Annotated in this window: 25 protein-coding genes and 1 pseudogene; 15 read left to right on the top strand and 11 right to left on the bottom strand. The window is 70.5% G+C overall.

Annotated elements, in window-relative coordinates; all coding sequences use genetic code 11:
- Nucleotides 1-63 precede the first annotated feature (63 nt).
- The 3 genes and pseudogenes from AC3WSN_RS27715 to AC3WSN_RS27705 all read left to right on the top strand — a co-directional run bounded on the left by AC3WSN_RS27715 (nucleotide 64) and on the right by AC3WSN_RS27705 (nucleotide 2,117).
- Nucleotides 64-828 (top strand): TrmH family RNA methyltransferase, encoded by a 765-nt coding sequence (locus tag AC3WSN_RS27715; RefSeq protein ID WP_492543300.1) that lies wholly within the window; start codon nucleotides 64-66, stop codon nucleotides 826-828.
- Nucleotides 829-853: 25 nt separating this feature from the next.
- A pseudogene (locus AC3WSN_RS27710) lies at nucleotides 854-1,411 on the top strand (TonB-dependent receptor domain-containing protein); the annotation flags it as partial.
- A gap of 328 nt (nucleotides 1,412-1,739) precedes the next feature.
- Complete coding sequence (locus tag AC3WSN_RS27705) at nucleotides 1,740-2,117, top strand: hypothetical protein (RefSeq protein WP_492542332.1); 378 nt, start codon at nucleotides 1,740-1,742, stop codon at nucleotides 2,115-2,117.
- A gap of 44 nt (nucleotides 2,118-2,161) precedes the next feature.
- Here the strand turns inward: AC3WSN_RS27705 and AC3WSN_RS27700 are convergent, their stop codons facing one another.
- Nucleotides 2,162-2,977: a hypothetical protein gene (locus tag AC3WSN_RS27700; protein ID WP_492542330.1), complete on the bottom strand. Its 816-nt coding sequence runs from the start codon at nucleotides 2,975-2,977 to the stop codon at nucleotides 2,162-2,164.
- Nucleotides 2,978-3,223: 246 nt separating this feature from the next.
- Here AC3WSN_RS27700 and AC3WSN_RS27695 point away from each other — a divergent pair, with 246 nt between their 5' ends.
- From AC3WSN_RS27695 to AC3WSN_RS27675, 5 genes are all read left to right on the top strand, one after another.
- Nucleotides 3,224-3,934, top strand: a complete 711-nt coding sequence (locus tag AC3WSN_RS27695; RefSeq protein WP_492542328.1) for a L,D-transpeptidase — start codon at nucleotides 3,224-3,226, stop codon at nucleotides 3,932-3,934.
- A gap of 276 nt (nucleotides 3,935-4,210) precedes the next feature.
- Nucleotides 4,211-5,800 carry a phytoene desaturase family protein gene (gene crtI, locus AC3WSN_RS27690; RefSeq protein WP_492542326.1) on the top strand — a complete coding sequence of 530 codons (1,590 nt, stop codon included), beginning with the start codon at nucleotides 4,211-4,213 and terminating at the stop codon, nucleotides 5,798-5,800.
- Nucleotides 5,801-5,805: 5 nt separating this feature from the next.
- The gene (locus AC3WSN_RS27685) at nucleotides 5,806-6,231 is read left to right on the top strand and encodes a DUF2141 domain-containing protein (RefSeq protein ID WP_492543298.1); all 426 of its coding nucleotides are present in this window, start codon (nucleotides 5,806-5,808) and stop codon (nucleotides 6,229-6,231) included.
- Nucleotides 6,232-6,235: 4 nt separating this feature from the next.
- Nucleotides 6,236-7,225: an ABC transporter ATP-binding protein gene (locus tag AC3WSN_RS27680; RefSeq protein WP_492542324.1), complete on the top strand. Its 990-nt coding sequence runs from the start codon at nucleotides 6,236-6,238 to the stop codon at nucleotides 7,223-7,225.
- Nucleotides 7,222-8,430, top strand: a complete 1,209-nt coding sequence (locus AC3WSN_RS27675; RefSeq protein WP_492542322.1) for an ABC transporter permease — start codon at nucleotides 7,222-7,224, stop codon at nucleotides 8,428-8,430. Before AC3WSN_RS27680 ends, AC3WSN_RS27675 begins: the two co-directional genes overlap by 4 nt.
- Nucleotides 8,431-8,454: 24 nt before the next feature.
- Here the strand turns inward: AC3WSN_RS27675 and AC3WSN_RS27670 are convergent, their stop codons facing one another.
- A complete protein-coding gene (locus tag AC3WSN_RS27670) occupies nucleotides 8,455-8,934 on the bottom strand; it encodes a cache domain-containing protein (protein ID WP_192706396.1) in 480 nt (159 codons plus the stop codon).
- A gap of 104 nt (nucleotides 8,935-9,038) precedes the next feature.
- Entirely contained in the window at nucleotides 9,039-9,341 is a 303-nt protein-coding gene (locus AC3WSN_RS27665) for a hypothetical protein (protein WP_492542320.1), read from the bottom strand.
- A 270-nt stretch (nucleotides 9,342-9,611) separates the two neighbouring features.
- On the opposite strand from AC3WSN_RS27665, the gene AC3WSN_RS27660 reads away from it, so the two are divergent.
- The 4 genes from AC3WSN_RS27660 to AC3WSN_RS27645 all read left to right on the top strand — a co-directional run bounded on the left by AC3WSN_RS27660 (nucleotide 9,612) and on the right by AC3WSN_RS27645 (nucleotide 14,146).
- Nucleotides 9,612-10,454 carry a type 1 glutamine amidotransferase gene (locus AC3WSN_RS27660; protein ID WP_492542318.1) on the top strand — a complete coding sequence of 281 codons (843 nt, stop codon included), beginning with the start codon at nucleotides 9,612-9,614 and terminating at the stop codon, nucleotides 10,452-10,454.
- A gap of 104 nt (nucleotides 10,455-10,558) precedes the next feature.
- Nucleotides 10,559-12,088, top strand: coding sequence for a phytoene desaturase family protein (locus AC3WSN_RS27655; RefSeq protein WP_492542316.1), 1,530 nt, complete (start codon nucleotides 10,559-10,561; stop codon nucleotides 12,086-12,088).
- A gap of 95 nt (nucleotides 12,089-12,183) precedes the next feature.
- Complete coding sequence (locus tag AC3WSN_RS27650; protein WP_492543296.1) at nucleotides 12,184-12,942, top strand: lysophospholipid acyltransferase family protein; 759 nt, start codon at nucleotides 12,184-12,186, stop codon at nucleotides 12,940-12,942.
- Nucleotides 12,943-13,009: 67 nt separating this feature from the next.
- Nucleotides 13,010-14,146 carry a glycosyltransferase family 2 protein gene (locus tag AC3WSN_RS27645; RefSeq protein ID WP_492542314.1) on the top strand — a complete coding sequence of 379 codons (1,137 nt, stop codon included), beginning with the start codon at nucleotides 13,010-13,012 and terminating at the stop codon, nucleotides 14,144-14,146.
- 25 nt (nucleotides 14,147-14,171) lie between these two features.
- Here the strand turns inward: AC3WSN_RS27645 and AC3WSN_RS27640 are convergent, their stop codons facing one another.
- Entirely contained in the window at nucleotides 14,172-14,678 is a 507-nt protein-coding gene (locus AC3WSN_RS27640) for a hypothetical protein (protein ID WP_492542312.1), read from the bottom strand.
- A 217-nt stretch (nucleotides 14,679-14,895) separates the two neighbouring features.
- Nucleotides 14,896-15,249 (bottom strand): divalent-cation tolerance protein CutA, encoded by a 354-nt coding sequence (gene cutA / locus AC3WSN_RS27635; protein ID WP_492542310.1) that lies wholly within the window; start codon nucleotides 15,247-15,249, stop codon nucleotides 14,896-14,898.
- Nucleotides 15,250-15,392: 143 nt separating this feature from the next.
- Here cutA and AC3WSN_RS27630 point away from each other — a divergent pair, with 143 nt between their 5' ends.
- Both AC3WSN_RS27630 and AC3WSN_RS27625 read left to right on the top strand, forming a co-directional pair.
- The gene (locus tag AC3WSN_RS27630; RefSeq protein WP_238194818.1) at nucleotides 15,393-16,160 is read left to right on the top strand and encodes an NAD kinase; all 768 of its coding nucleotides are present in this window, start codon (nucleotides 15,393-15,395) and stop codon (nucleotides 16,158-16,160) included.
- Nucleotides 16,161-16,162: 2 nt separating this feature from the next.
- Nucleotides 16,163-16,645 carry a GNAT family N-acetyltransferase gene (locus AC3WSN_RS27625; protein ID WP_492543294.1) on the top strand — a complete coding sequence of 161 codons (483 nt, stop codon included), beginning with the start codon at nucleotides 16,163-16,165 and terminating at the stop codon, nucleotides 16,643-16,645.
- Nucleotides 16,646-16,751: 106 nt separating this feature from the next.
- Here AC3WSN_RS27625 and AC3WSN_RS27620 read toward each other — a convergent pair whose 3' ends face one another.
- The 6 genes from AC3WSN_RS27620 to AC3WSN_RS27595 form a co-directional block, all read right to left on the bottom strand.
- Entirely contained in the window at nucleotides 16,752-16,952 is a 201-nt protein-coding gene (locus AC3WSN_RS27620) for a hypothetical protein (protein ID WP_192706388.1), read from the bottom strand.
- Nucleotides 16,953-16,989: 37 nt separating this feature from the next.
- Nucleotides 16,990-17,358 carry a DUF6481 family protein gene (locus AC3WSN_RS27615; protein WP_192706387.1) on the bottom strand — a complete coding sequence of 123 codons (369 nt, stop codon included), beginning with the start codon at nucleotides 17,356-17,358 and terminating at the stop codon, nucleotides 16,990-16,992.
- 109 nt (nucleotides 17,359-17,467) lie between these two features.
- Complete coding sequence (locus AC3WSN_RS27610; RefSeq protein WP_020090869.1) at nucleotides 17,468-17,677, bottom strand: cold-shock protein; 210 nt, start codon at nucleotides 17,675-17,677, stop codon at nucleotides 17,468-17,470.
- Between the two features lie 358 nt (nucleotides 17,678-18,035).
- Entirely contained in the window at nucleotides 18,036-19,163 is a 1,128-nt protein-coding gene (locus tag AC3WSN_RS27605) for a beta-ketoacyl-ACP synthase (RefSeq protein WP_492542307.1), read from the bottom strand.
- A 7-nt stretch (nucleotides 19,164-19,170) separates the two neighbouring features.
- A complete protein-coding gene (locus AC3WSN_RS27600; protein WP_492542305.1) occupies nucleotides 19,171-19,638 on the bottom strand; it encodes a 3-hydroxyacyl-ACP dehydratase FabZ family protein in 468 nt (155 codons plus the stop codon).
- A 39-nt stretch (nucleotides 19,639-19,677) separates the two neighbouring features.
- Nucleotides 19,678-19,986, bottom strand: coding sequence for an acyl carrier protein (locus AC3WSN_RS27595; RefSeq protein WP_010683687.1), 309 nt, complete (start codon nucleotides 19,984-19,986; stop codon nucleotides 19,678-19,680).
- A gap of 298 nt (nucleotides 19,987-20,284) precedes the next feature.
- Here AC3WSN_RS27595 and AC3WSN_RS27590 point away from each other — a divergent pair, with 298 nt between their 5' ends.
- Nucleotides 20,285-21,415, top strand: a complete 1,131-nt coding sequence (locus AC3WSN_RS27590; RefSeq protein WP_492542303.1) for an AI-2E family transporter — start codon at nucleotides 20,285-20,287, stop codon at nucleotides 21,413-21,415.
- The last annotated feature ends 36 nt before the right edge of the window (nucleotides 21,416-21,451 follow it).

Here is a 21,451-nt window from a genome sequence, read left to right as displayed (position 1 = left end):
ACCGAAGCGGTCCCGGAGACGATCGCCGATCCAGACGACCCGCGCCTCGACGCCTACACGCGGATGCGCGAGCGCGACCTCGTCGGCCGGGCCGGGCGCTTCATCGCCGAGGGCGAGGTGACCCTGCGCTTGCTCTTGAGCCGACGCAGCCGCTTCCGCGCGGAATCGGTCCTGCTCGCGCCGGAGCGCTGGCCAGGACTGGCCGACGCCATCGCCGCCTGCCCGGACCCGCCGCCGGTTTACTGCGCCGCCAAGGCCGTGATGAGTGCCGTCACGGGCTTCCCGATCCACCGCGGGGTGCTGGCGGTTGGCATGCGGGGCGCGGAGCCGGACGCGGCCGCGCTCGTGCCGCCGCCCCCGGCGCCGGCCCTCGTCCTCGGCCTCTCGGGGCTGACCAACCACGACAATGTCGGGTCCGCCTTCCGCAACGCCGCCGCCTTCGGGGCCGACGCGGTGCTCCTCGACGCGGGCAGCTGCGATCCGCTCTACCGCAAGAGCATCCGCGTTTCGGCCGGCGCGGCGCTGATCCAGCCTTTCGCGCGCCTTTCCGCAGGGCAGGATTGGCTTGAGGTTGCGGAAGCCCTCGGGCTTCAAGCCCTGGCGCTCAGCCCGGGGGCCGCCGAGACCCTCGAGGACGGCGCCGTGCCGGCACGGGCACTCCTGATCCTCGGCACGGAGGGACCGGGCCTCGACGCGGCGACGCTCGGCCGGGCGCGCCCGGTCCGGATCCCGATGGCGGCCGGTTTCGACTCGCTCAACGTCGCTACTGCAGCGGGTATCGCCCTGCACGCCATCGCCGGCGCCCAGGGACGGCTCGACCGCGCCTGACGGATCGACCACCGCGCAGCCGGGATGGTCGCACTACGGGTTGATCGATGCCACCTTCCAGTTCCACGCGACGCTCTGGTCGCCCAACGACCCGCTGGCCGGCGCCGGGGCGGCCGGCGGCGCCGTGGGCGGCGACGTGATCCCGAACGGCGGCATCCGCGTGCGGCCGGGCGACAAGATCCCGCTGATCCCGGACCACCAGATCAAGACCGGATTAGAGTACAGCATCACGCCGAACTGGCGCTTCGGCCTCAACGTCTCTGCCTTCTCGTCGTCCTATTTCCGCGGCGACGAGTCGAACCTGAACCGCAAGCTGCCGGCCTACTACGTGCTGAACCTGACCATGAAATATCAGGTCACCAAGAACCTGGAGATCTTCGGTCGGATCACCAACCTGACGAACAACCGCTACGCCACCTTCGGGACTTTCGCGGAGACGGGTGCGGTGGCCGGCAACCTCTCGATCAACGATCCGCGCACGACCACCCTGGCGCAGCCGCTCTCGATCTGTGCCGGCCTGACACACAGGTTCGGGGCCGATCCGGTGCCGATGACGCCGGAGCCGATCATCCGGAAGTACTGACACCGGAGCCCACGAGCAGAAGCTGATGAGCCGCGGACGATGCGGCTCCTTTCCGATCGTGGAAGACCGCACGGGATGACGGGCCGCACGGCGCATCCATGCCGGTGCCCGCACCGCTCATCGATCGATGGAAATTGATGCCGAGCCGAGAAAGGGTCTGGATCCGGCCTGCAGTCGGAGGCAGGCAGCGGATAATCCAGTGCGTCGTCTTGAGAGGCCGGCAACTTAATTCCCCAAAAACAATACGTAGATTTTTGGATTCGGCTTGGTCCGCGGATTTGCCTTTGCTACGGCGGATTTGACGTCGTTTTGAGCAAGGAATTCAATGATGATGCGCACCATCACGGCCGCCGGCACCGCTTTGATCGCGGCTCTGGCCTTCGTCGGGACTGCGGACGATGCGCGGGCCGGCTGCCACCGCTGCGGCCCGGTGTCGCCCGGCTACCGCGTCAGGACCGTGAATCAGGTCTCGAACCGGACGCAGTATCGGGACGTTCAGCGCACGCACTACGTTCAGAAGACGCGTCCCATCTACAATGTCACGCGTGTCCGCCCGATCGTGCGCGTCCATACCGTCACGCGCGTTCATCATCATACGGTGCCGGTGATCCGCAACGTCAACGTGTACAGCGTGCAGCGGCTGCCGGCACAGTACATCCACACCAACAGTGTGCAGAACTACTATCACGGCTGCGGCTGCAACTGAGCCCAGCCTGCCCCGGCCTCGCGCCGCCGTTCTCGGCCGGCCGCTCAATCGCGGCTGGCCGTTTTCGATCCCGTATTCAGGCACGCCTTCGGGCAGATGGGGGCGCGACCGAGCAAACGCCCAAGCGCGGCTTGCGTCCGCATCGCGCACAGCTTGCCCAGGAAATCCTTGTCCTCGTCGCCGAAATCCGGGATCCGGCAGGACGCGACCATCGTGTGCTCGGCCTGCGCCCAGAGGGTCGAGACCGCGGTCGCGGTCCCGGGGCGCTTCAGCGCGGACCAGGCGGCCGGGTCGTTCTCGGCCGTCTCGACGTAGAGCGCGACGAAGCTCATCAGCGCCGCCAACCCGTCCCGATGGTGCCGCTGGACATCCGGATCGCGCCGATCGCTGAGCGCGATCGCGGTGTCCAGGTCGTGCGTGTAGGCGTTGAGTTCGTCGAGCAGGTAGCGGAAGTCGACCGCGGAGGTCGCGCCTTTCGGTCGCAGATACGTGTCCACGAACAGGCTGGACCGGAATAGCCGCGCGATCCTGGCCGGCGCGAACAGGGCCCCGTCTTCGGCCGGGCGCTTCACCGCGCCCCCGCCGACGAGCGGATAGGCGTCCCCGTCCGCGGTGATCAGGTGCACCGATTCGTGCACGGCCGTCGGCAAGCCGTACTGGGCATCGTCGCAATCGAGCCAGGTGCGGAAGAACGCCTTGTCCTTGACGGTGCGGAACACGGCGTAACCGTTCGACGACGCGGCTTTCAGAACGTCGATGGCCTGAGCCCGGCAGTCGCCGGCACTTGCCGGTCCGACGCCCAGAGATGCGGCAGCCTGCAGGACGAGCCCGCACAGGGCTGCTCGAACGGTCTTGCGCATCGGCCCGCATCCTTGGAGATCCGGATCCTGTGGCCGGCGTGGTTAAAGAACGGTTCCGGCACCGTTCCCGAGATTGTCGATCGGTATTGGTCACACTCTCGACGCATTCGGCCCGCTCTCAATTCTGGAATGGCCGAGCTTGCCGGTCCGCAGGATCCCGGCACGTTCACGCTGCGCCTCAGGGCCGACGGGTGGATGCGTGCGCGCACGAACCCTCCGGCCGCAGGACATGGGAAGTCCGGAACCATGCTGTTGAACGTTGCGGATGCCGGTGCCGGCTCAGCGGACGAGGACGCGCGGTTCCCGCGCGGCTCCGAGCAACTCAGCCGCCGATCGTTCCTGGTCGGCTCAGCGCTCGGTATCGGCGCGCTCGGGCTCGGCGGCTGCGGGACTTCCGACAGCCTGCTCCTCGCCGAGGCGCGGAACACCTACGGGCCGATGCCGGGCGAGAAGTTCCCGATCCCGGCGGTCGACATCAGCAAAGTCGATCCGAAATACTATCGCCGCACCGTCAGCTACCAGACCAAGGAAGCGCCCGGCACGATCATCGTCGATCCGGCCAATTACTACGTCTATCGAGTTGAGGGCGACGGGGCTGCCACCCGCTACGGCGCCAATGTCGGCCGCCAGGGGTTCCTGTGGAGCGGCGACGCCTATGTCGGCCGCAAGTCCGAGTGGGCGACCTGGACGCCGCCCGCGGAGATGATCCGGCGCCAGCCGGAGGCGGCGAAATACGCTCGCGGCATGCCGGGGGGCCTCGACAACCCGCTCGGCGCCCGGACCCTCCACCTCTACCAGAACGGCGCCTACACGCTCTACACGATCTACGCGAGCAGCGACGCCGAATCGATCGGCTCCGGCATCACCAGCGGCTGCGTCGGCCTACTCAGCCAGGACATGATCCATCTCTACGCACGCACGCCGGTCAAGACGAAGGTCGTCGTCCTGCCCGCGTAGCGGCAGGAGCCGGCTCCCGGACCAGGCTCTGTTCGGCCCCAGAGCCACGTTCCCCGCCGGACGGACCCGGCATCGGACGGCGGGTCCCAAGTGCTCCCGCCGAGAGGGTCGAACGAAGATGCGACTTCGGCACGCTGGCACAGATCTCCCATTCACGTCCGCACGGTACGGCCGCGTCCGTGAATCTGCGCGCGACAAACGGCTGCAATTGCCGTGCGAGAATGCAAGGCTAGCTTGGCCGCAGGGGTGCGGGGATTCGGTGGGGAGTCGTCAGCGTTGCTTCAGTCTGGGGATGGGTTGCGGGCGTTGACCGGACGCCGGGTGGCTGTGGTCGGAGCCGGTCCGGGCGGACTGGCCGCAGCCCTGCTCCTGGCCCGTGCCGGAATCCACGTCACCGTGTTCGAGAAGGACGCGCAGGTCGGCGGCCGCACCAAGACCGTGGAGGCGCCGGGCGGCTACCGGTTCGACATCGGCCCGACCTTCTTCCTCTATCCCCAGATCCTCGCCGACATCTTCGCGAGTTGCGGCGAGCGGCTCGAGGATCACGTCAAGCTCGAACGGCTCGATCCGCAATATCATCTCGTCTTCGAGGGCCCGGACGGGATCTCCGGCACAATCCGCGCCACCGGCGACGTCGAGCGGCTGGAGCACGAGATTGCCGGCCTCGCGCCGGACGACGCCAAGAACGTCAAAGCCTTCTTCGAAGAGAACCGCACGAAGCTGCGCTACTTTAAGCCGGTGCTCGAGCAGGCCTTCCACACCCTGCGCAGCATGGTGAGCCCGGCGATGCTGGCGGCCCTGCCCTACCTGCATCCGGGCCGGAGCGTCGACCGCGACCTCAAGCGCCACTTCGCCGACCCGCGTGTGCGCCTCGCCTTCTCGTTCCAGACCAAATACCTCGGCATGTCGCCGTTCCGGTGCCCGAGCCTATTCACGATCCTGTCGTTCCTCGAATACGAGCACGGGGTCTACCACCCGGTGGGCGGCTGCGGCGCGGTCTCCGAGGCGATGGCGGGCCTGGCCACGCGGATCGGCGTCGACCTGCGGCTCAACACCAACGTCGAGCGGGTGCTGTTCGACGGCAAGCGCGCCAGCGGGCTGGTGGCGGACGGCGAGACGTTCAACGCCGACGCGGTGCTGATCAACGGCGACTTCGCCAAGGTGATGCGCGCCCTGGTGCCGGAGCGACACCGCCCGCGCTGGCGCGACGCCAAGATCCAGAAGGCCCGCCTCTCCTGCTCGACCTTCATGCTCTATCTCGGCATCGAGGGGAAAATGCCCGACACGCTCGGGCATCACACGATCCTCCTGGCCGAAGGCTACGAGAAGAACATCCGCGAGATCACCGAGGGCACGCTGCCGATGCAGCCGTCCCTGTACGTGCAGCATGCGGGCTACACGGATGGCGGCATGGCGCCCGCCGGCCACACGGCCCTCTATGTGCTGGTACCGGTGCCGAACCTGAAGGCCGGGATCGACTGGACGACGATTCGGGAGACCTACCGCGCCCTGATCCTGGAGCGGCTCAAGCTCCTGGGGCTCGGCGATATCGAGTCCCGGATCCGCTACGAGCGGATCATCGATCCGACCCAGTGGGAGGAGGATTTCGCCGTCCACGAGGGCGCCACCTTCAACCTCGCCCACGACCTGATGCAGATGCTGTATTTCCGTCCGCACAACCGCTTCGGGCCGGGCCTCTACATCGTCGGCGGCGGCACCCATCCGGGCTCCGGCCTGCCGGTGATCTACGAGGGTGCCCGGATCTCGGCGCGGCTGCTGATCGAGGAGCTGGCCGGCGCCCGCGCCGCCGCCACCGCGGGCATCCCCGAGACCGCACCGCTGGCGACCTCCGGCGAGGCTTCGTGAGCGCGCTGCGCGCCCGGATCGTCCTGATCGCGGCTCTCTGCGCCGTCGCGCTGCCCGCTTCGGCCGCGACCGTCCAGGTCGAGGTGGACGGGATCGAGCCGGGCGCCGGCAGGGTGCGGGTCGCCCTGTGCCAGGGCGGCCTTTCGGAGGCGTCCTGCGCCCGCGGTGACGACGCGCCGGCCTCGGCGGCCCGCGCGCTGTTCACCTTCCAGGGCGTCGCGCCAGGCACCTACGCGGTCGCCGCGTACCAGGATTCCAACGGCGACGGGCGGCTCGACCGCACAGGCCTGGGATTGCCGCTGGAACCCTACGGCTTCTCCGGTGCGGTGAGCCGCCGGGCGCGGCCGGACTTCGCCGAGGCCGCCTTCGCGTTGCGCGAGCCGGGCACAGCCCTGCGGGTGCGTCTCGCCCGCGCCCTGCCGCGGCGGTGACACGATGGGCGAGCCCCTCGTCCGGATCGAGGGCGTCGGCCTCGACCTGCGCGGACGCCGGGTGCTGGAGCGGGTCGACCTCGACCTTGAAGCCGGCGAGACCCTGGCCTTGCTCGGACCGAACGGGGCCGGCAAGTCGTCGTTGATGCGCCTCGTGGCGGGCCGCCTGAGGCCCGATGCGGGTTCCGTTCGCGTGGCCGGAGCGGACCCGTTCCGAGCGGGCGATGCCCGTCGCGCCATCGGCTGGGTGCCGCAGGAGATCGCCCTCTATCCGAAGCTGACCGTGTCGGAGAATCTCGGCGTCTTCGGCCAGCTCGCCGGCGTGCGTCGGCGCGACCGGAGGTCCGCCGTCGAAGCGGCCCTGGACATGGCCGATCTCGCCGATGTCGCCCGTCGGCCGGTCGGCATCCTGTCCGGCGGCTACAGGCGCCGGGTCAACATCGCGGCGAGCCTGATGAACCGGCCCCGGCTGGTCCTCCTCGACGAGCCGACGAGCGGGGTCGACCTTGCCGCGCGGGCCGCGATCCACGCGGTGCTCGATCGGCTCAAGGCGGCCGGCACCGCGATCCTGATCGCGACCCATGATTTCGGAGAAGCGGAGCGCCTCGCCTCGCAGGTCGCCTTCCTGGCGCAGGGACGGATCGTGCGGGCCGGGCGGCTCGCCGATCTGCTGGCGCAGCTGCGCACGGGCGCGCCGGAACGCGAGTTGAGCCTCACGGTCCCGGCGGATGCTTCGGCCGAGGCGGTGCTGCGCCGCGCCGGCTTCGCGCCCGCCGAGCCCGGCGGCGTGCTCTGGCGCTCGGTGGAGCGCGGCGGCCTCGACGGCGCGGCCCTGCTCGGGCGATTGCGGGTCCAGGGCGTGCCGGTTGCCGAAGTGCGGGTCCGCGCGCCGCGGCTGGAGGCGCTCTATCTCGACGCGCTTCGACCCCGCGGCATCGCCGACCACGACGCAGCACGGGCATCGACGCCCCTGCGGGCGGGAGCGGCCGGGTGATCGGCGCGGCGTTCCGCGTGATGGCGCTGAGCCTCCTGCGCGACCGCGCGGCTTTGGTCATGGCCTTCGTGCTGCCGACCGTGATCTTCTCGATCTTCGCGGCGATCTTCTCCGGGGCGACCGGCGACCGGATCCGCATCCATCTCGGGCTGGCCGACTTCGCCCACACCGTGGCGACAGGGCGCCTGGTGGACGCGCTGGCCGCCGACCCCTCTCTGCGGGTGACGCGCCTGCCGGCGACGGACCTCGACGCCGTGGCCCAGGCCGTCCGCTCGGGCGAGGTCGACGTGGCGCTGGCGCTCCGCGGCGACCTGATCGCCGCCCCAGCGGGCGACGCGCCCGGGCCTGTCGACCAGCCGGTTGTGCTGGTCGAGAACCCCGCCAAGGCGCTCGCGACCCCGATCGCCCTCGGCCAGCTGCAGCGGGTGCTGAACGAGGCCCTGCCCGACGTGGTGCTGTCCCGGATCGTCGCCGACGTGGAGCGCACCGGCAAGATCGGCCCTGACGAGCGCCGCTTCCTGGAGGATGCTTTCGCCGAGCAGCGCGCCAGGAAGGAGCCGTTCAGCTTCGCAGCCCTGGTCGAGCGGCGCAGCACGGCCGCCGGCACCGCCAATGCCCGCATCAGCTACTACGCGGGGGCGATCACCGCGGTGTTCCTGCTCTTCGCTGCCATGCAGGGCGCGATGTCGCTGGTCGAGGAGCGCGAGACCGGACTCACCGAGCGTCTGATGGCCGGCCCCGGCGGCCTGCCGGTGGTGGTGCTCGGGAAGTTCGGCTTCCTGACGCTGCAAGGTCTCGTCCAGGCCGGCCTGATCTTCCTGGCCGCCGCTCTGCTCTACGGCGTCGAGATCGGACCCCACTGGCCGGCCTTCCTGACCGCCTGCCTGCTGGTCTCCGCCATGGCGGCCGGCTTGGCGCTCGCGGCCTGCGCGCTCGCGGCCTCGCGGCAACAGGCGCACCTCGCCTCGACCTTCGGGGTGCTGCTGCTCTCCGCGGTCGGCGGCTCGATGGTGCCCCGGTTCCTGATGCCACCCTGGCTGCAGCAGGCGGGCTGGCTGACGCCCAACGCCTGGGCGATCGAGGCCTATCAGAGCGCGCTGGGCGAGGGGTTCGCCGCCGCGGCCCCGGCGCTTGCAGTAATGGGCGCGCTGACGCTGTGCGGGCTCGGCCTCGCGCTCGCGCTGGCGGCGCGTCGGACCGCGTAGGGCGGTGGCCGGCCCGAGCCGGCGCTAATCGACATAGACGCCGGCTCCGATGAGCGCCTCCACCCCATCGACATGGGTCGCGCAGACGTAGCTCCACTTCACGCTCGGTGCGGCTTGGCCGGGCTTCGGGAACATGTAGTCGACCCAGCCGGAGCCGGATGTTGTCACGACCTCGACGAGGTCCCGGTGGAACTGCTTCCCGTCGGCATCGCGCTCGTTGAGCAGATCGCGTCCCTCCCGGTCCGGGCGGGCGGCGTTGAACAGGACGATTCCGCGCAGATCGAAGACGAACAGGTAGACGTCCCCGTAGCGCCAGCCGCCGCCCTTCCGCCTGAACGCGCCGAACGCCCGGGCGCCCTGCTCTTCCAGCACCTCGGCCGCCCTGTTGACGAGGGTCTCGATCTCCGCGGCCTGATGGACCGGCGGAGGCGATCTCTTCGCGAAGGCCGGGATCGCCGTCTCCAGGACTAGCAGCACCGGCCATATCAGCAGGGCTCTCAACATACCGTCGCCTCGCCGATCGAGCCTCCTCTCCGCGTAGAATTTACAGTTTGTGCCGCAGGGCGATCGATCGCGGAGTGCCCGAACCCGGCGGCGCCCTTCCCGCGCTAGGCCGTCGTCCTCGCGAACCAGCCCTCATCGGCCGGACGCTGGCGCAGGTGAGGCCGCCACGTCCACTTCTGGGGGGTAGGCGGGCTCACCGCGTTGGGCAGCGCCTCGAATGTCAAACGAGTGCGATGACGGTCGATGATCCGGCTGAGATGCCGGAGCGCCGTGAGGCCCTGCTTCGCCATCATGAGATGGCCCTCGCAGGCTCCATTCCGTCCCAGACAATCGAGGGTCGCTTCGGCGCGGGCCAGGATCTCCCGGGCCTCCACGCAATAATGCTCCAGCTCAGCGAGATCTGGCATCGTGTCCTCCGCGCCGACCATGTCTCGGAGTTTGACGGCGCATCGATACCGCCACGGCCGCCCGCCGCACATCATCCATTTGAGGGTCACGATCGGCCTCGCGGCTTATGGGGCCGACCGAGGATCGCTCGACGGCGGATGGCGGATCCGGCATGCCGTCCTCCACCGTGCGGCGCCGGGCTCCCGCGACGATCCGCGCCGTTCCTGTGCTGTGCCGCGCACCGTCATAGCGGCGTTGATCCGTCACTGCCCCGCTCACCGGAATCCCGAATGCTCCGCCTGCTCATCGCCGACGGCAACGACCGCGCCGCCCGCGACCGCCACGTCGCGGCCACGGGCCGAACATCGGCCGAATCCTACGCCGCGGTGGTGCAGGATCTCGCGCCGGAATCCGCCTGCCGGCACATCAACCCCGCCGATGCCGACGCCACCGTGCCGGCGGGTCTGTCGGATTTCGATGGGCTGATCTTCACCGGATCGACGCTCAAGGTCTCCGAGGGCACGCCTGCGGTGACCCGGCAACTCGCGCTGATGCGTGCCGCCTTCGAGGCCGGGCTCGCCGTGTTCGGCTCGTGCTGGGGCGTGCAGGTCGCCGCCACCGTGGCCGGCGGCCACGCCGCCGCGAACCCGCGCGGACCCGAATACGGCTTCGCCCGGGCGATCACCCCGACCGAAGAGGGCCGAACCCATCCCCTCCTGGCCGGACGGCCGGCGACCTGGGACGCGCCCGCGATCCACTCGGACGCGGTCCTAGAGCCGCCGCCGGGTGCCCGGGTGCTCGCCGGAAACCGCATGCTCGGCATCCAGGCCATCGAGATCCGGCAGGGGAGCGGCTGGTTCTGGGGCACGCAGTACCATCCCGAACTCGACCTCGACGAACTCGCCGCGATGCTGCGGCTGTGCGACACGGGCATCGTGGAAGCGGGCCTTGCCGAGTCTCCGCAGGCGGTGGCGGCCTATGCCGACGAGATCGCCGCCTTGCAGGGCAGCGACCATGAGGCGGCGCGCCGCCTCGCCTGGCGCCACGGCATCGGCCCGGAGGTGCTCGAGGCGGATCTGCGGCGCCGGGAGATCGGCAACTTCCTGGCCCACCTGTCCACAGGGGAGGCCTGACCGGCAGCCGCCGCGACCGGGTGGCGCGTTGACCCGCCCGGTCCCAGGTCTAGCTTCGCTCCTGCGGGCCACGCCGTTTCGGGCCCGGGGAGCGACCCAGCAGGATGAGCCAGGATTCTACGGTCGCCGTTATCGGCAGCGGGCTCGGCGGACTCGCGGCCGCGTGCGTCGCCGCCGCGCGGGGCCACCGCGTGACGGTCTACGACAAGAACGGCTGGCTCGGCGGCAAGGCGGCGGTGCTACACGAGGGCGGCTTCCGCTTCGACATGGGCCCGACCATTTTGACCGTGCCGCGGGTGCTGGAGCGGATCTTCGCGGAGGCCGGACGCTCGGTCCACGACTACATGGACCTGCGCCGCCTCGACCCGCAATGGCGCTGCTTCTTCGACGACGGCACCCACATCGACCTGATGCAGGATGTCGAGCGGATGGCGGGCGACATGGAGCGCTTCGCCCCCGGCACCGGCGAGGGCTACAAGAAATTCATCTCTATCTCCGAGCACCTGCACGGGGTTTCAGAACGATTCTTCTTCTGGAAGCCGGTGGAGGATCTGTTCGACACGATCAACATCCGCGCCAACATGAATCCCGGCACGCTGCGCGACGTGCTGTCCCTGCGGATGCACGCCTCCGTAGCCTCGACGATCCGCGGCAAGGTCAAGGATGCGCGCCTCGCGCAGATGCTCGACCACTTCGTGCAGTATGTCGGCTCCTCACCCTACGGGGCGCCGGCGGTGCTCTGCGCGATCGCCCACATGCAGACGGCCGATGGCGTTTGGTACCCGATGGGCGGCACCCGCGCCGTCGCCGAGGGCTTGGCGAAGCTCGCCCAGGAACTCGGCGCCACCTGCAAGACCGACACCGAGGTGACCGGGATCGAGACCGCCAACGGCGCGGTCCGGGGCGTGCGTACCGCCGAGGGCGTCACGCCCTTCGACGCGGTGATCTCCAACATGGATTCGGTGCGCACCTACCGAGAGCTCGTCGGAGGCGAGGCGGCCAAGACCTACGCCAAGAAGAACCCAGAGCCGGCCTGCTCGGGCGTGGTGCTCTATCTCGGCCTGAATAAGCGCTACGAGCACCTGAACCACCACGACTTCGTCTTCTCCCGCGACCCGGAAGAGGAGTTCGACTACATCTACAACAAGGGCGAGCCGGCCCCGGACCCCACCGCCTATCTGGCGGCTCCCTCCTCCACCGATCCGAGCGTGGCGCCTGAGGGCGGCGAGGCGCTCTACGTCTTGGTGCACACGCCCTACCTCCGGCCGCACCACGACTGGCGCCCGGACGCGCCGCTGTTCCAGAACTACCGCCGGACGATCCTCGACAAGCTCAAGCGCACCGCCGGCATGCCCGACCTGGAGGAGCGCATCGTCGTCGAGCGCCACCTGACGCCGCAGGACATCCACGAGCGCTACAAGGTCCTGAACGGCGCGATCTACGGGCTTGCCTCGCACGGCCGGGTGATGGGGGCGTTCAAGCCCGGCAACCGCTCGCGGCAGGTGCGCGGCCTCTACCTCGCCGGCGGCGCCGCCCATCCGGGGCCCGGGATGCCGATGGTGATGATGTCAGGCTGGATCGCAGCCGACGCGCACGACCAGGATGCGCGCGGCGCCCTGCGCGAGACGGCGTGAGACCCACGCCGCCGTCCCCTCCCCCCGTTCGGGGGAGAGAGCGCGGAACCCGCGGCGTGCCGCTTCCGCGGATTTCGCTGCAGATCCGGAACTTCATGGTGGCGTGGTTCGAGCGCTACCTGCACCGCCATCTCGACGCCCTGCGCCTGCCGCTCTGGAGCACGCCGCCGACCGCGAACCATCGCGGCCCGATCGTCGTCTACTGCAACCACCCCGCTTGGTGGGATGCCGCCCTGATCATCGTGCTGGCCGGCCGGCTCTATCCGGAGCGGGCGAGCCGGGCGCCCTTCGACGCCGCGATGCTGGCCCGCTACCGCATCTTCGAGCGGATCGGCGCCTTCGGGGTTGACCTCGACACGCCCCGCGGGGCCGCGCAGTTCCTGGCCGCCGCCCGCGCGATCCTGGCAGGGCCGGACGGCATGATGTGGATCACCGCGCAGGGCCGCTTCGCCGACGCCCGCGCCCGACCGCTGGCGCTACGCCCTGGAGTGGCGCGGCTGGCCGAGTTCGCCCCAGACGCCCTGTTCGTACCGCTCGCGCTCGAATACGCCTTCTGGGACGAGCGCGGCGCCGGGGCTTTCGCGGCGTTCGGGACCGGGATCCGAGGATCCGACCTCGCCGTCCTGCCCCGGGCGGAGCGGCTCGCCCGGCTGGAGGCCGACCTGACCGCGACCCTCGACCGGCTCAGCGCCGACGTGATCAGCCGCGAGCCGGCCCGGTTTCGCGCTCTGGTGTCGGGCCGGAAGGGCGTCGGCGGGATCTACGATCTCTGGCGGCGCGTGGCGGCCCGGCTCACCGGGCGCCGCTTCGACCCGGCGCACCGGACCCTGAACGGCAACGATCGCGCGCCATGACCCCTTCCGTCCCGTCCGGCCCGCATGCGATGCCGGGGGATCGCCGCCTCCTACCCCGGCACGGACGATGACCGATTCGATCCTCACGGCCCTGGCCCTGGTTTGCCTGGCCGCGGCCCTCCTGCCCGCCGTGCTGGCGGCGGTGAACCTCGCGGTCCTGCGCCGGCCGGTACCGGAGGCCGATCCCGGCCCAGTCTCGATCCTGATCCCGGCCCGGAACGAGGCCGGCAACATCGAGGCCACCGTGCGGGCGGCCCTGGCCAGCACGACGGTGCCGGTGGAGGTGATCGTCGGCGACGACCATTCCACGGATGCGACCGCCGCGATCGTGCGCGCCATCGACGATCCGCGCCTGCGCCTCGTCGCCGTGCCGGCACTGCCCGAGGGCTGGACCGGCAAGAACCACGCCTGCAGTCACATGGCCGGCCTCGCCCGCGGCCGCCAGCTCCTGTTCATTGACGCCGATGTGCGCCTCGCGCCCGAGGCCGCCGCGTGCCTGGCTGCGCAGGCCCGTCGGACCGGCACGGCGCTCGTCAGCGGGGTGCCGCGCCAGCGCACGGAGACGCTCGGCGAGATGCTGACCGTCCCGATGATCGACTTCCTGCTCCTGGGCTACCTGCCGGTGCCGCTGATGCGCCGCCTGCCCGACCCGTCGCTCGGGGCGGCCTGCGGCCAGCTGATCCTGGCCGACCGCGCGGCCTATGTCGCCACCGGCGGGCACAGTGCGATCCGGACCTCCCTGCACGACGGCGTGCGCCTGCCCCGACTGTTCCGGGCGGCGGGATACCGCACCGACCTCGCGGCGGCCGCGAGCCTCGCTACCTGCCGGATGTACCAGGGCTTCGCGCAGGCCTGGGCGGGCTTCTCCAAGAACGCCCATGAAGGCATGGCCACGCCCCGCGCCCTGCCGGTCTGGACCCTGCTGCTCGGCTGTGGGCAGGTCCTGCCGCCGCTCCTCGTCCTGCTCGGTTTCCTCGGCCTGATCCCCGCGACCGCCCTGCTGCCGGCCGCTTCGGCCTGGGCGCTGTCCATCGCCACCCGGGCGGCCATCACCCTGGCGACGCGGGCGCCGCTGGCGACGATCCCGCTCCATCCGGCCACCGTCCTGGTGGCGCTGGCGATCCAGTGGAACGTGCTCCTGCGCCGCGAGCGGGCCGGCGCCGCCACCTGGAAGGGCCGTAGCTATCCGGTGAGCGGGGCCTGAGATCCGTTCCGCCGGAACCCGGTCCTCACCGCGATGCCGGCTGACACGGCTCGGTTGAAGGGGGCGCGCCCGCGGGCTTCTTCAGGGAGACGATGAGCTGCACGTTCGGCACGTCGCCGACCTGCCGGGTCAGGTGCCCGACATGCTTCTCCGGCCCCTGCGGGGTCGATCCCATATCGGCGTTGAACTGCACCTCGCCCGGTCCCTGCTCCAGCACGGTGCCGTCCGTCGCCTCAACCGACCAGCGCCCCGATAGGGTGATGACCCATTGCGGGCCGGGCGCCGCGTGCCACGCGCCGACATAGCCGACGTGCAGCACCGCGTAGCTGATCGACGTGACGTCACCCGGCGGGACGCCGACGAATTGCGGCGCCGCCGGCGGCGCGTAGCTCTTGAAGATGAAGTTCTTCAGGTCGCAGTACTGGACGTGACTCTGCCCCCTGTCGTCCGCGTAGAGGACGCCGTAGCGAAAAACCGGCGGATCGGCCGAGGCGAGGCCGGCCGGGCCGGAGGGCGCCGGCGCGATGGTCATCGGGGGCTCGCCGGCCGTGCCATCGGCCCGCGCGCCCGCACCGCACGCAAGCGTAGCCAGCATAAGCGCGGCCGCGCGACCTGCATCCTTGGCGCGTATCATAGTCCCAGCCTCCCAAAGCTTCCGTCCTTGGCGCCCGGATCAACGCCAACGCGGTGATCGCCCCGGGCGCCGTCATCGCCCGGAACGCCGGGGTGCCGCGTTTCGGGCTGGTCGATCAGGCGCTCCGATCGGCCGCCGAGACTGCGCCGCCGAGGCCGGTCTCCGCCAGAATCCAGGCCGCCGTATCGGCATCCGCGCCGGCAACCGGCAGGTGCAGGATGATCGGCGTGTCGTAAGGGTGACGGGCCTTGAGCGCGACCGACAGGGCATCGGCGAGACCCGTGCGGCTCTTCAGGATCGCCGCGACCTCCTCGCCGTGCTCCACCGCGCCCTTCCAGCTGTAGACCGAGCGCATGCCGGGCAGGACGTTGATGCAGGCGATCAGGCGCTCGCGGACCAGGGCCTCGCCGATGTTGAGCGCCGAGGCGGCGTCGGGAAAGGTGGTGTAGACGAGGAGCGGACGCTCCATGCTATGCCTCCGGATGTGCGTGCGTCCGGAGAGTGAGGCGCCTGCAGGGTATGAACGTCAACCGGGCGGTTCGCTCATGAGACTGGAGCCGTGACGTGACACCCGACGCGACCCCGATCCATCCGACCGGCTGCGCCTGAGCCATGCCGCATTTCAAGAAGATCGCCTTCGTGGCGAGCCCGACCGGCCATGCCCGCGAGGCAGCCGCCGCCCTGATGCGGCGCTACGACCACGTCCCGCCCGAGGAAGCCGACGTCGTCGTCGCCCTGGGCGGCGACGGGCTGATGCTCCAGGTTCTGCACCGGTTCATGGACAACCCGAAGCCGATCTACGGGATGAACCGCGGGACGGTCGGCTTCCTGATGAACGAGTTCCGGGACGACGATCTCCTGGAACACCTGGAGGCGTCACAGCGCAGCGTCATCCACCCCCTGGTGATGGACGTGCTCGACACCGAGGGCCGTTCGCACCGGGCGCGGGCGATCAACGAGGTCTACCTGCTGCGCCAGACCCACCAGACGGCCAAGCTCAAGATCGCCGTCGACGGCAATGTGCGCCTGGATCTGCTGATCGCTGACGGCGTGCTGGTCGCCACGGCGGCCGGCTCCACCGCCTACAATCTGTCGGTCGGGGGCCCGATCCTGCCGCTGGACGCGAAGCTGCTGGCGCTCACCCCGATCTCGGCCTTCCGGCCCCGGCGCTGGCGCGGCGCGCTCCTGCCGGACTACGCCCGGATCCGGATCGACGTCCTCGATGCGCCGCACCGGCCGGTGGCGGCGGTGGCAGACCATATCGAGTTCCGTCGGGTCTGCACGGTGGAAACCTCCCTCGACCGGACCACCGAGCTGGTGCTCCTCCACGATCCCGGCCACAGCCTCGACGAGCGCATCCTCCGGGAGCAGTTCGGGTGAGCCTGACGATCAGACCGGCGCGCACGGTCGATCACGCGGCGATCGCCCGCATCATCCTGCCGACCATCCGCGCGGGGGAGACCTACGCGCTCGACCGCGACCTGAGCGAGGCCGACGCCCTCGCCTACTGGACCGGCGCGGACCGCGAGACTTTCGTGGCCGAGGCGGACGGGGCGGTGCTCGGCACCTACTACCTGCGCGCCAACCAGGCGGGCGGGGGCGCCCATGTCGCCAATTGCGGTTTCATGACCGATGCGGCCGCGACAGGACGCGGAGTGGCCCACGCCATGGGCGCGCACGCCCTCGACCGGGCGCGGGCGCAGGGCTTCGCGGCGATGCAGTTCAACTTCGTGGTGACCACCAACATCCGGGCGGTGCGGCTCTGGGAGAGCCTCGGCTTCGCGATTGTCGGCCGGCTCCCGGGCGCCTTCGCGCATCCGAGCCTCGGGTTTGTCGACGCCCTGGTGATGTTCCGGACGCTCTGAGGGTTAGACCGTCCTGGGAAGCTCCAGCGGCAGGTGTTCAGCCCCGGCCTCTTCCGGAGTTCGGCCTAGAGAATCCCAGCTCAGAGGGAGCCGGGTCGCGCCCCGATCAGCCGAGGGGTGCCTCCACCAGATCGCTCTCGCGGATCGCCCGCTCGCCGGTCTGGGTGCGGATCCGGTAGCTGCGCTCGCCCGTCTGGTCCTCCGGCATCAACCGCAGGACCTCGAACACCTCGCCGTCGCCCTTGTCGCCAGGAAGACCGAGCCGGGGCCGGCACACGCGCTGGCCGATCTTGAACTTGTGGGACATGCCGGACTCCGGGAGCGAGGTGTCGATGGGCGACGCCTCAGCGGCGCTTCTGGGCCTTGGCCTTGCGGGCGAGATAGCGCGCGTCGCGCTGGGCCTTCTGCTCGGCCTGCAGAGCCTTGGCACGCTCCTGGGCGGCGAGCTGCTCGGCGTGCTTGCGCTCGATCTCGGCGAGGCGTTCGGCCTCGGCGAGCGCTGCGGCGCGCGCGATCTCGGCCTGCCGTATAGCGGCGCGCTCGGCCGCACGGGCCTCGCGGGCATCGATCACCGAGCGGCGGGCGGACTGACGGGCCAGGACGGCGGGATCGTCGGCGGACGGGCGTGCCCGGAACCGGGCCAGCATCTCGGACCGCGCCTTCGCGGCCGTCTCGAGGCGATCGACGACACCCTGCTTGTTCGGAAAGCTCACAGACACTCCTGGGTCGGGCGCGGCGGAGGCCGACGCCCCGAAAGGGGATTGCAGATACGAAGAAGCCGCTCTTGGTGGAGCGGCTTCAAAAAGACCGTTCGAACGGCGATCAGGCCGTCTGGAGCTGGCCGGCGGACTGCTTGCCGCTGCGGCGGTCAGTCTCGAGCTCGTAGGTGACCTTCTGGCCCTCGTTCAGGCCACGCAGGCCGGCGCGCTCGACGGCCGAAATGTGGACGAACACGTCCTTGCCGCCGTCATCCGGCTGGATGAAGCCGTAGCCCTTGGTCTCGTTGAACCACTTGACGGTTCCGGTGCTCATGGAAGTCCTTGATCTTCGCAGGAATAGTGAGAGAAGGCACACACCCGTGGGGCATGGCGCCGGCATCGACCGATAGCGATAGGAAAGTCAGAACCGCCCTGCGAAGGCGTAACGGTCCAAGATATCCGGACACGTGCCGATGAGTGAGAGGTAGACCCTTCGGGGCTTCTTGGCAAGCGCGAGGAACTATTTACCGCGGCCGGCGGCCCGGCGGCCGGGAATTTCTTGCCGGAACAACGCGATCATCCGCTCCGGAATCGCCATCTGCCAGCAGGAGAACGGAATGTACGGTCGCGGGAACACTTGAAACCTGTGGTTTCCATCGTGCCATTTGGCACGCGGCAGATCCGGGATCCGCTCAGGCCGGGACGAGACGCAGCACGCCTTCGCCGCGACGATGGCCGATCGCCGTCACGGCGACCTCCCGCGCGCCGCGGTTGGCGACGAGCGCGGCCGCGAGGGCCGCGCCGAACGGGGCCGCCACCTCGAGCCCGTGCCCGATCACGTCGCCGAGGGCGCGCAGGCGCGCCTCGGGTGCGAGCCGCCCGAGGGTGTCGCGCTCCTCGGCGGTGATCTGGGCGAGTCCGGTCGCTCCGGACAGGACATGATCGGGCGCCGAGATCCCGGCCTGCCGCCAGAGGGTCTCCAGGCTCGCCGCGACGCCGCCGGGCTCGCGCCGGGTCCGGTCACTGGCCACTGCCTCGAGCCGGGCGAGCGCGCGGGCGCCGCGGGCAGCCGCATGGTCCGCCGATTCCAGCATCAGGAACGCCGCACAGCTTCCGAGGATGAAGCCGCCGGTCTCGCCACGCTGGAAGACCGGGCTGAAGCTGCCGCGCGCGAGGTAACCGCCCATCTCGTGGATCACCAGCACGTCCGGCCGCTCGGCACTGTACGAGCCGCCGACCAGGATAGCGTCGATCTGGCCCGAGGCGACCCGGGCCTGGGCGATCCGCAGGGCATCGACCCCGGCGGATTCCTCGCCCATGAAGGTACGCGAGGCGCCCGTGACCCCGTGGACGATGGCGATGTTGCCGGCCAGCAGGTTCGACAACTGGGCCAGGAACAGTGTCGGGCGCAGGTCGTTCTGGAGCCGCTCGTTCAGGTAGGCGCCCGGATCGGTGGCCTCCCGCAGGCCCGTCAGGATCGCGCCATCGACCGCGTAGTCGCGCTCGCCGCCGCCGGCCGCCACGACGAGGTGGAGCGCCTGCTTGAGGGCGGCCTCGTCCTTCACGCCGGCGGCGTCGAGGGCCAGCCCCGCGGCGTAGACGCCGAGCCGCTGCCACGCCTCCATCTGGCGCTGGTCGCTGCGCTTGGGGATCTGCCCGTCCCAGGCGATCGCCGGCGCGGGATGCACCGGATAGGGCGCGAAGGTCTCGGTGTCGGTGCGGGGGGCAGCCTGCGCGTCGAGGGCCGCGAGATGGGCCTCGACGCCCTCGCCAGCACAGGAGACGAGGCCGAGCCCGGTGACGACGACGGGGCGGTTCATGGCGGGCTCACGACTGCGCGGGATCCGGGAACAGACCGATCGCCTGCGCCCGCGCGCGCATCGGCGCGTCGAGCCCATCCGGGAACGGCATGGTGCGGAAGCGCAGCTCCGCGTCGCAGAGCGCCTTGCCGGCATGGCTGATCGCCGCCTTGGTCACCGCGTAGCCCGAGCCGTCATGCTCGAGGCTGGCCGTGACGACGAGTTCCGCCCCCGGGCCGACGAAGGAACGGAACCGCGCCTTGTCGACGCCGGTGAGGAACGGCATCCGGGCGAAGTCCAGATGGGCCAGCACGAGATAGCCGGAGGCCTGCGCCATCGTCTCCGTCAGGAGGACGCCGGGCACCAGCGGATGGCCGGGGAAATGCCCCTCGAAGACGGGGCTCTCGAGCGGCACCCGCGCGAGCGCCTCGATCCGCCCGGCGGCCCGGTCGAGGAGCCGCACGGAATCGATCATCTCGAAATATTCGAGGCGCATGGCAGGACCGACGTGGCGGGGCGAATCAGAGTGCGGGCGTCAGACCTTGGCGGCCTTCTCGGCCACCAGACCGTCGATGCGCGCGCACAGGTTCTTGAGGACGAAGTACTCTTCGGCCGGGACCTTGCCCTCGTTGACCTCCTGGGTCCAGCGCTCCAATGGCAGCTTGATGCCGAAGGCCTTGTCCACCGCGAAGGCGATGTCGAGGAAGGCGAGGCTGTCGATGCCGAGATCGTCGATGGCGTGACTCTCGGGCGTGATCTTGTCGCGCGGGATGTCGGCGGTCTCGGCTATGATGTCGGCCACGCGCTCGAAGGTGGCGCTGCCGTGGGCGGGCTCGTCGGACATGTCTTCTCGCGGGCTGTTCGAATTCCGGATCGGTCGGGCGGGGAGCCCCCTCGCCGCCGGGCAGCCCGGCGCTCACGCCCCGCGCGGCCACCCTAAACGTCAGTCGGGCCTCGTACGCGGCCCCGTCGGATGGCGGCGACCTCTACACGAGGGTGTCAGGAGCGGCAACCGCGACGGTTCCCCCGGCGTTTCAGCGCGTATCCACAAGCGCGCGTCGCTGCGGGTGAGGACGCGCGGACGCTCTGGCCGCGCCGGCCCCGGCTGACGCGCGACCGCGCGTTTCCAGGAGTTCAGACGGATGCCACCGATCACCAAACCCGCCGCTCCGCCGGCGCGGATCGAGGCGGCGCCCCCCGCGCCCCCGCCGGCGCCGCACGAGCGGGCGCGCTCGCAGGGTGCGGCCCGCGTCCTCCTGGTCCTGGCGCTCTCCGCGCTCGGCCTGTGGATTCTGCACGGCTTCCTGCCAGCGCTGGCCTGGGCGCTCGTGCTCGCCATCGCCCTGTGGCCGCTCTACACCCGCCTGGAGCACCGCTTCCCGCCGGGCAAGCACAACATCCTGCTGCCCTCCCTGATGACGGCTGCCGTGGCGCTGATCTTCCTGGTGCCGCTGGCGATTCTCGGCGTGCAGGCGGCCCGCGAGGCCCACGACGTCGCCGATTTCGTGCGCAACGCGGAGGCGAACGGCGTCCCCGCACCCGAATTCCTGCAGCATCTGCCCTACGGCGCCGCGCAGGCGACCGCGTGGTGGAACGACAATCTCGGCCACGCGCAGGCAGGCTCGGACCTGCTGCACCGGTTCGACAACCACTCGGTGATCGGCGCGTCGCGGAACTTCGGGCGCGAGGTGGTGCACCGGATCGTGCTGTTCGGCTTCAGCCTCGTGGCCCTGTTCTTCCTGTTCCGCGACTGGCGCACCGTGCGGGATCAGTCGCTGACCGCCTGCCACCGCCTGTTCGGCCCGCGCGGCGAGCGCGTCGCCCGCCAGATGGTGGCCTCGGTGCACGGCACCGTCGACGGGCTGGTCCTCGTCGGCCTCGGCGAGGGCTTTTTGCTCGGGATCGTCTATTACTTCGCGGGCGTGCCGCACCCGGTGCTGCTCGGCGCCTTCACGGCGGTGGCGGCGATGATCCCGTTCGGCGCCGCTCTGGCCATCGGGATCGCGGCACTCCTGCTGGTGGCGGCCGGCTCGGCGAAGGCGGCGATCGTGGTCGCCGTCGCGGGCCTCGTCGTCACCTTCGTGGCCGACCATTTCGTGCGGCCCGCCCTGATCGGCGGCACCACCAAGCTGCCGTTCCTGTGGGTGCTCCTCGGTATCCTGGGCGGCGTCGAGACCTTCGGCCTGCTCGGCCTGTTCGTCGGTCCCGCCGTGATGGCTGCCCTCGTCCTGCTGTGGCGGGAATTCACCGAGGGGCACGACGAGACGGCCTGAGCTCCGGCCTCACTTGGAGCCGGGCCGGATCGTGCC

The organism is Methylobacterium sp. FW102-HT35C08 (assembly GCF_058790235.1).
This window is presented reverse-complemented; position numbering and strand designations above follow the sequence as displayed.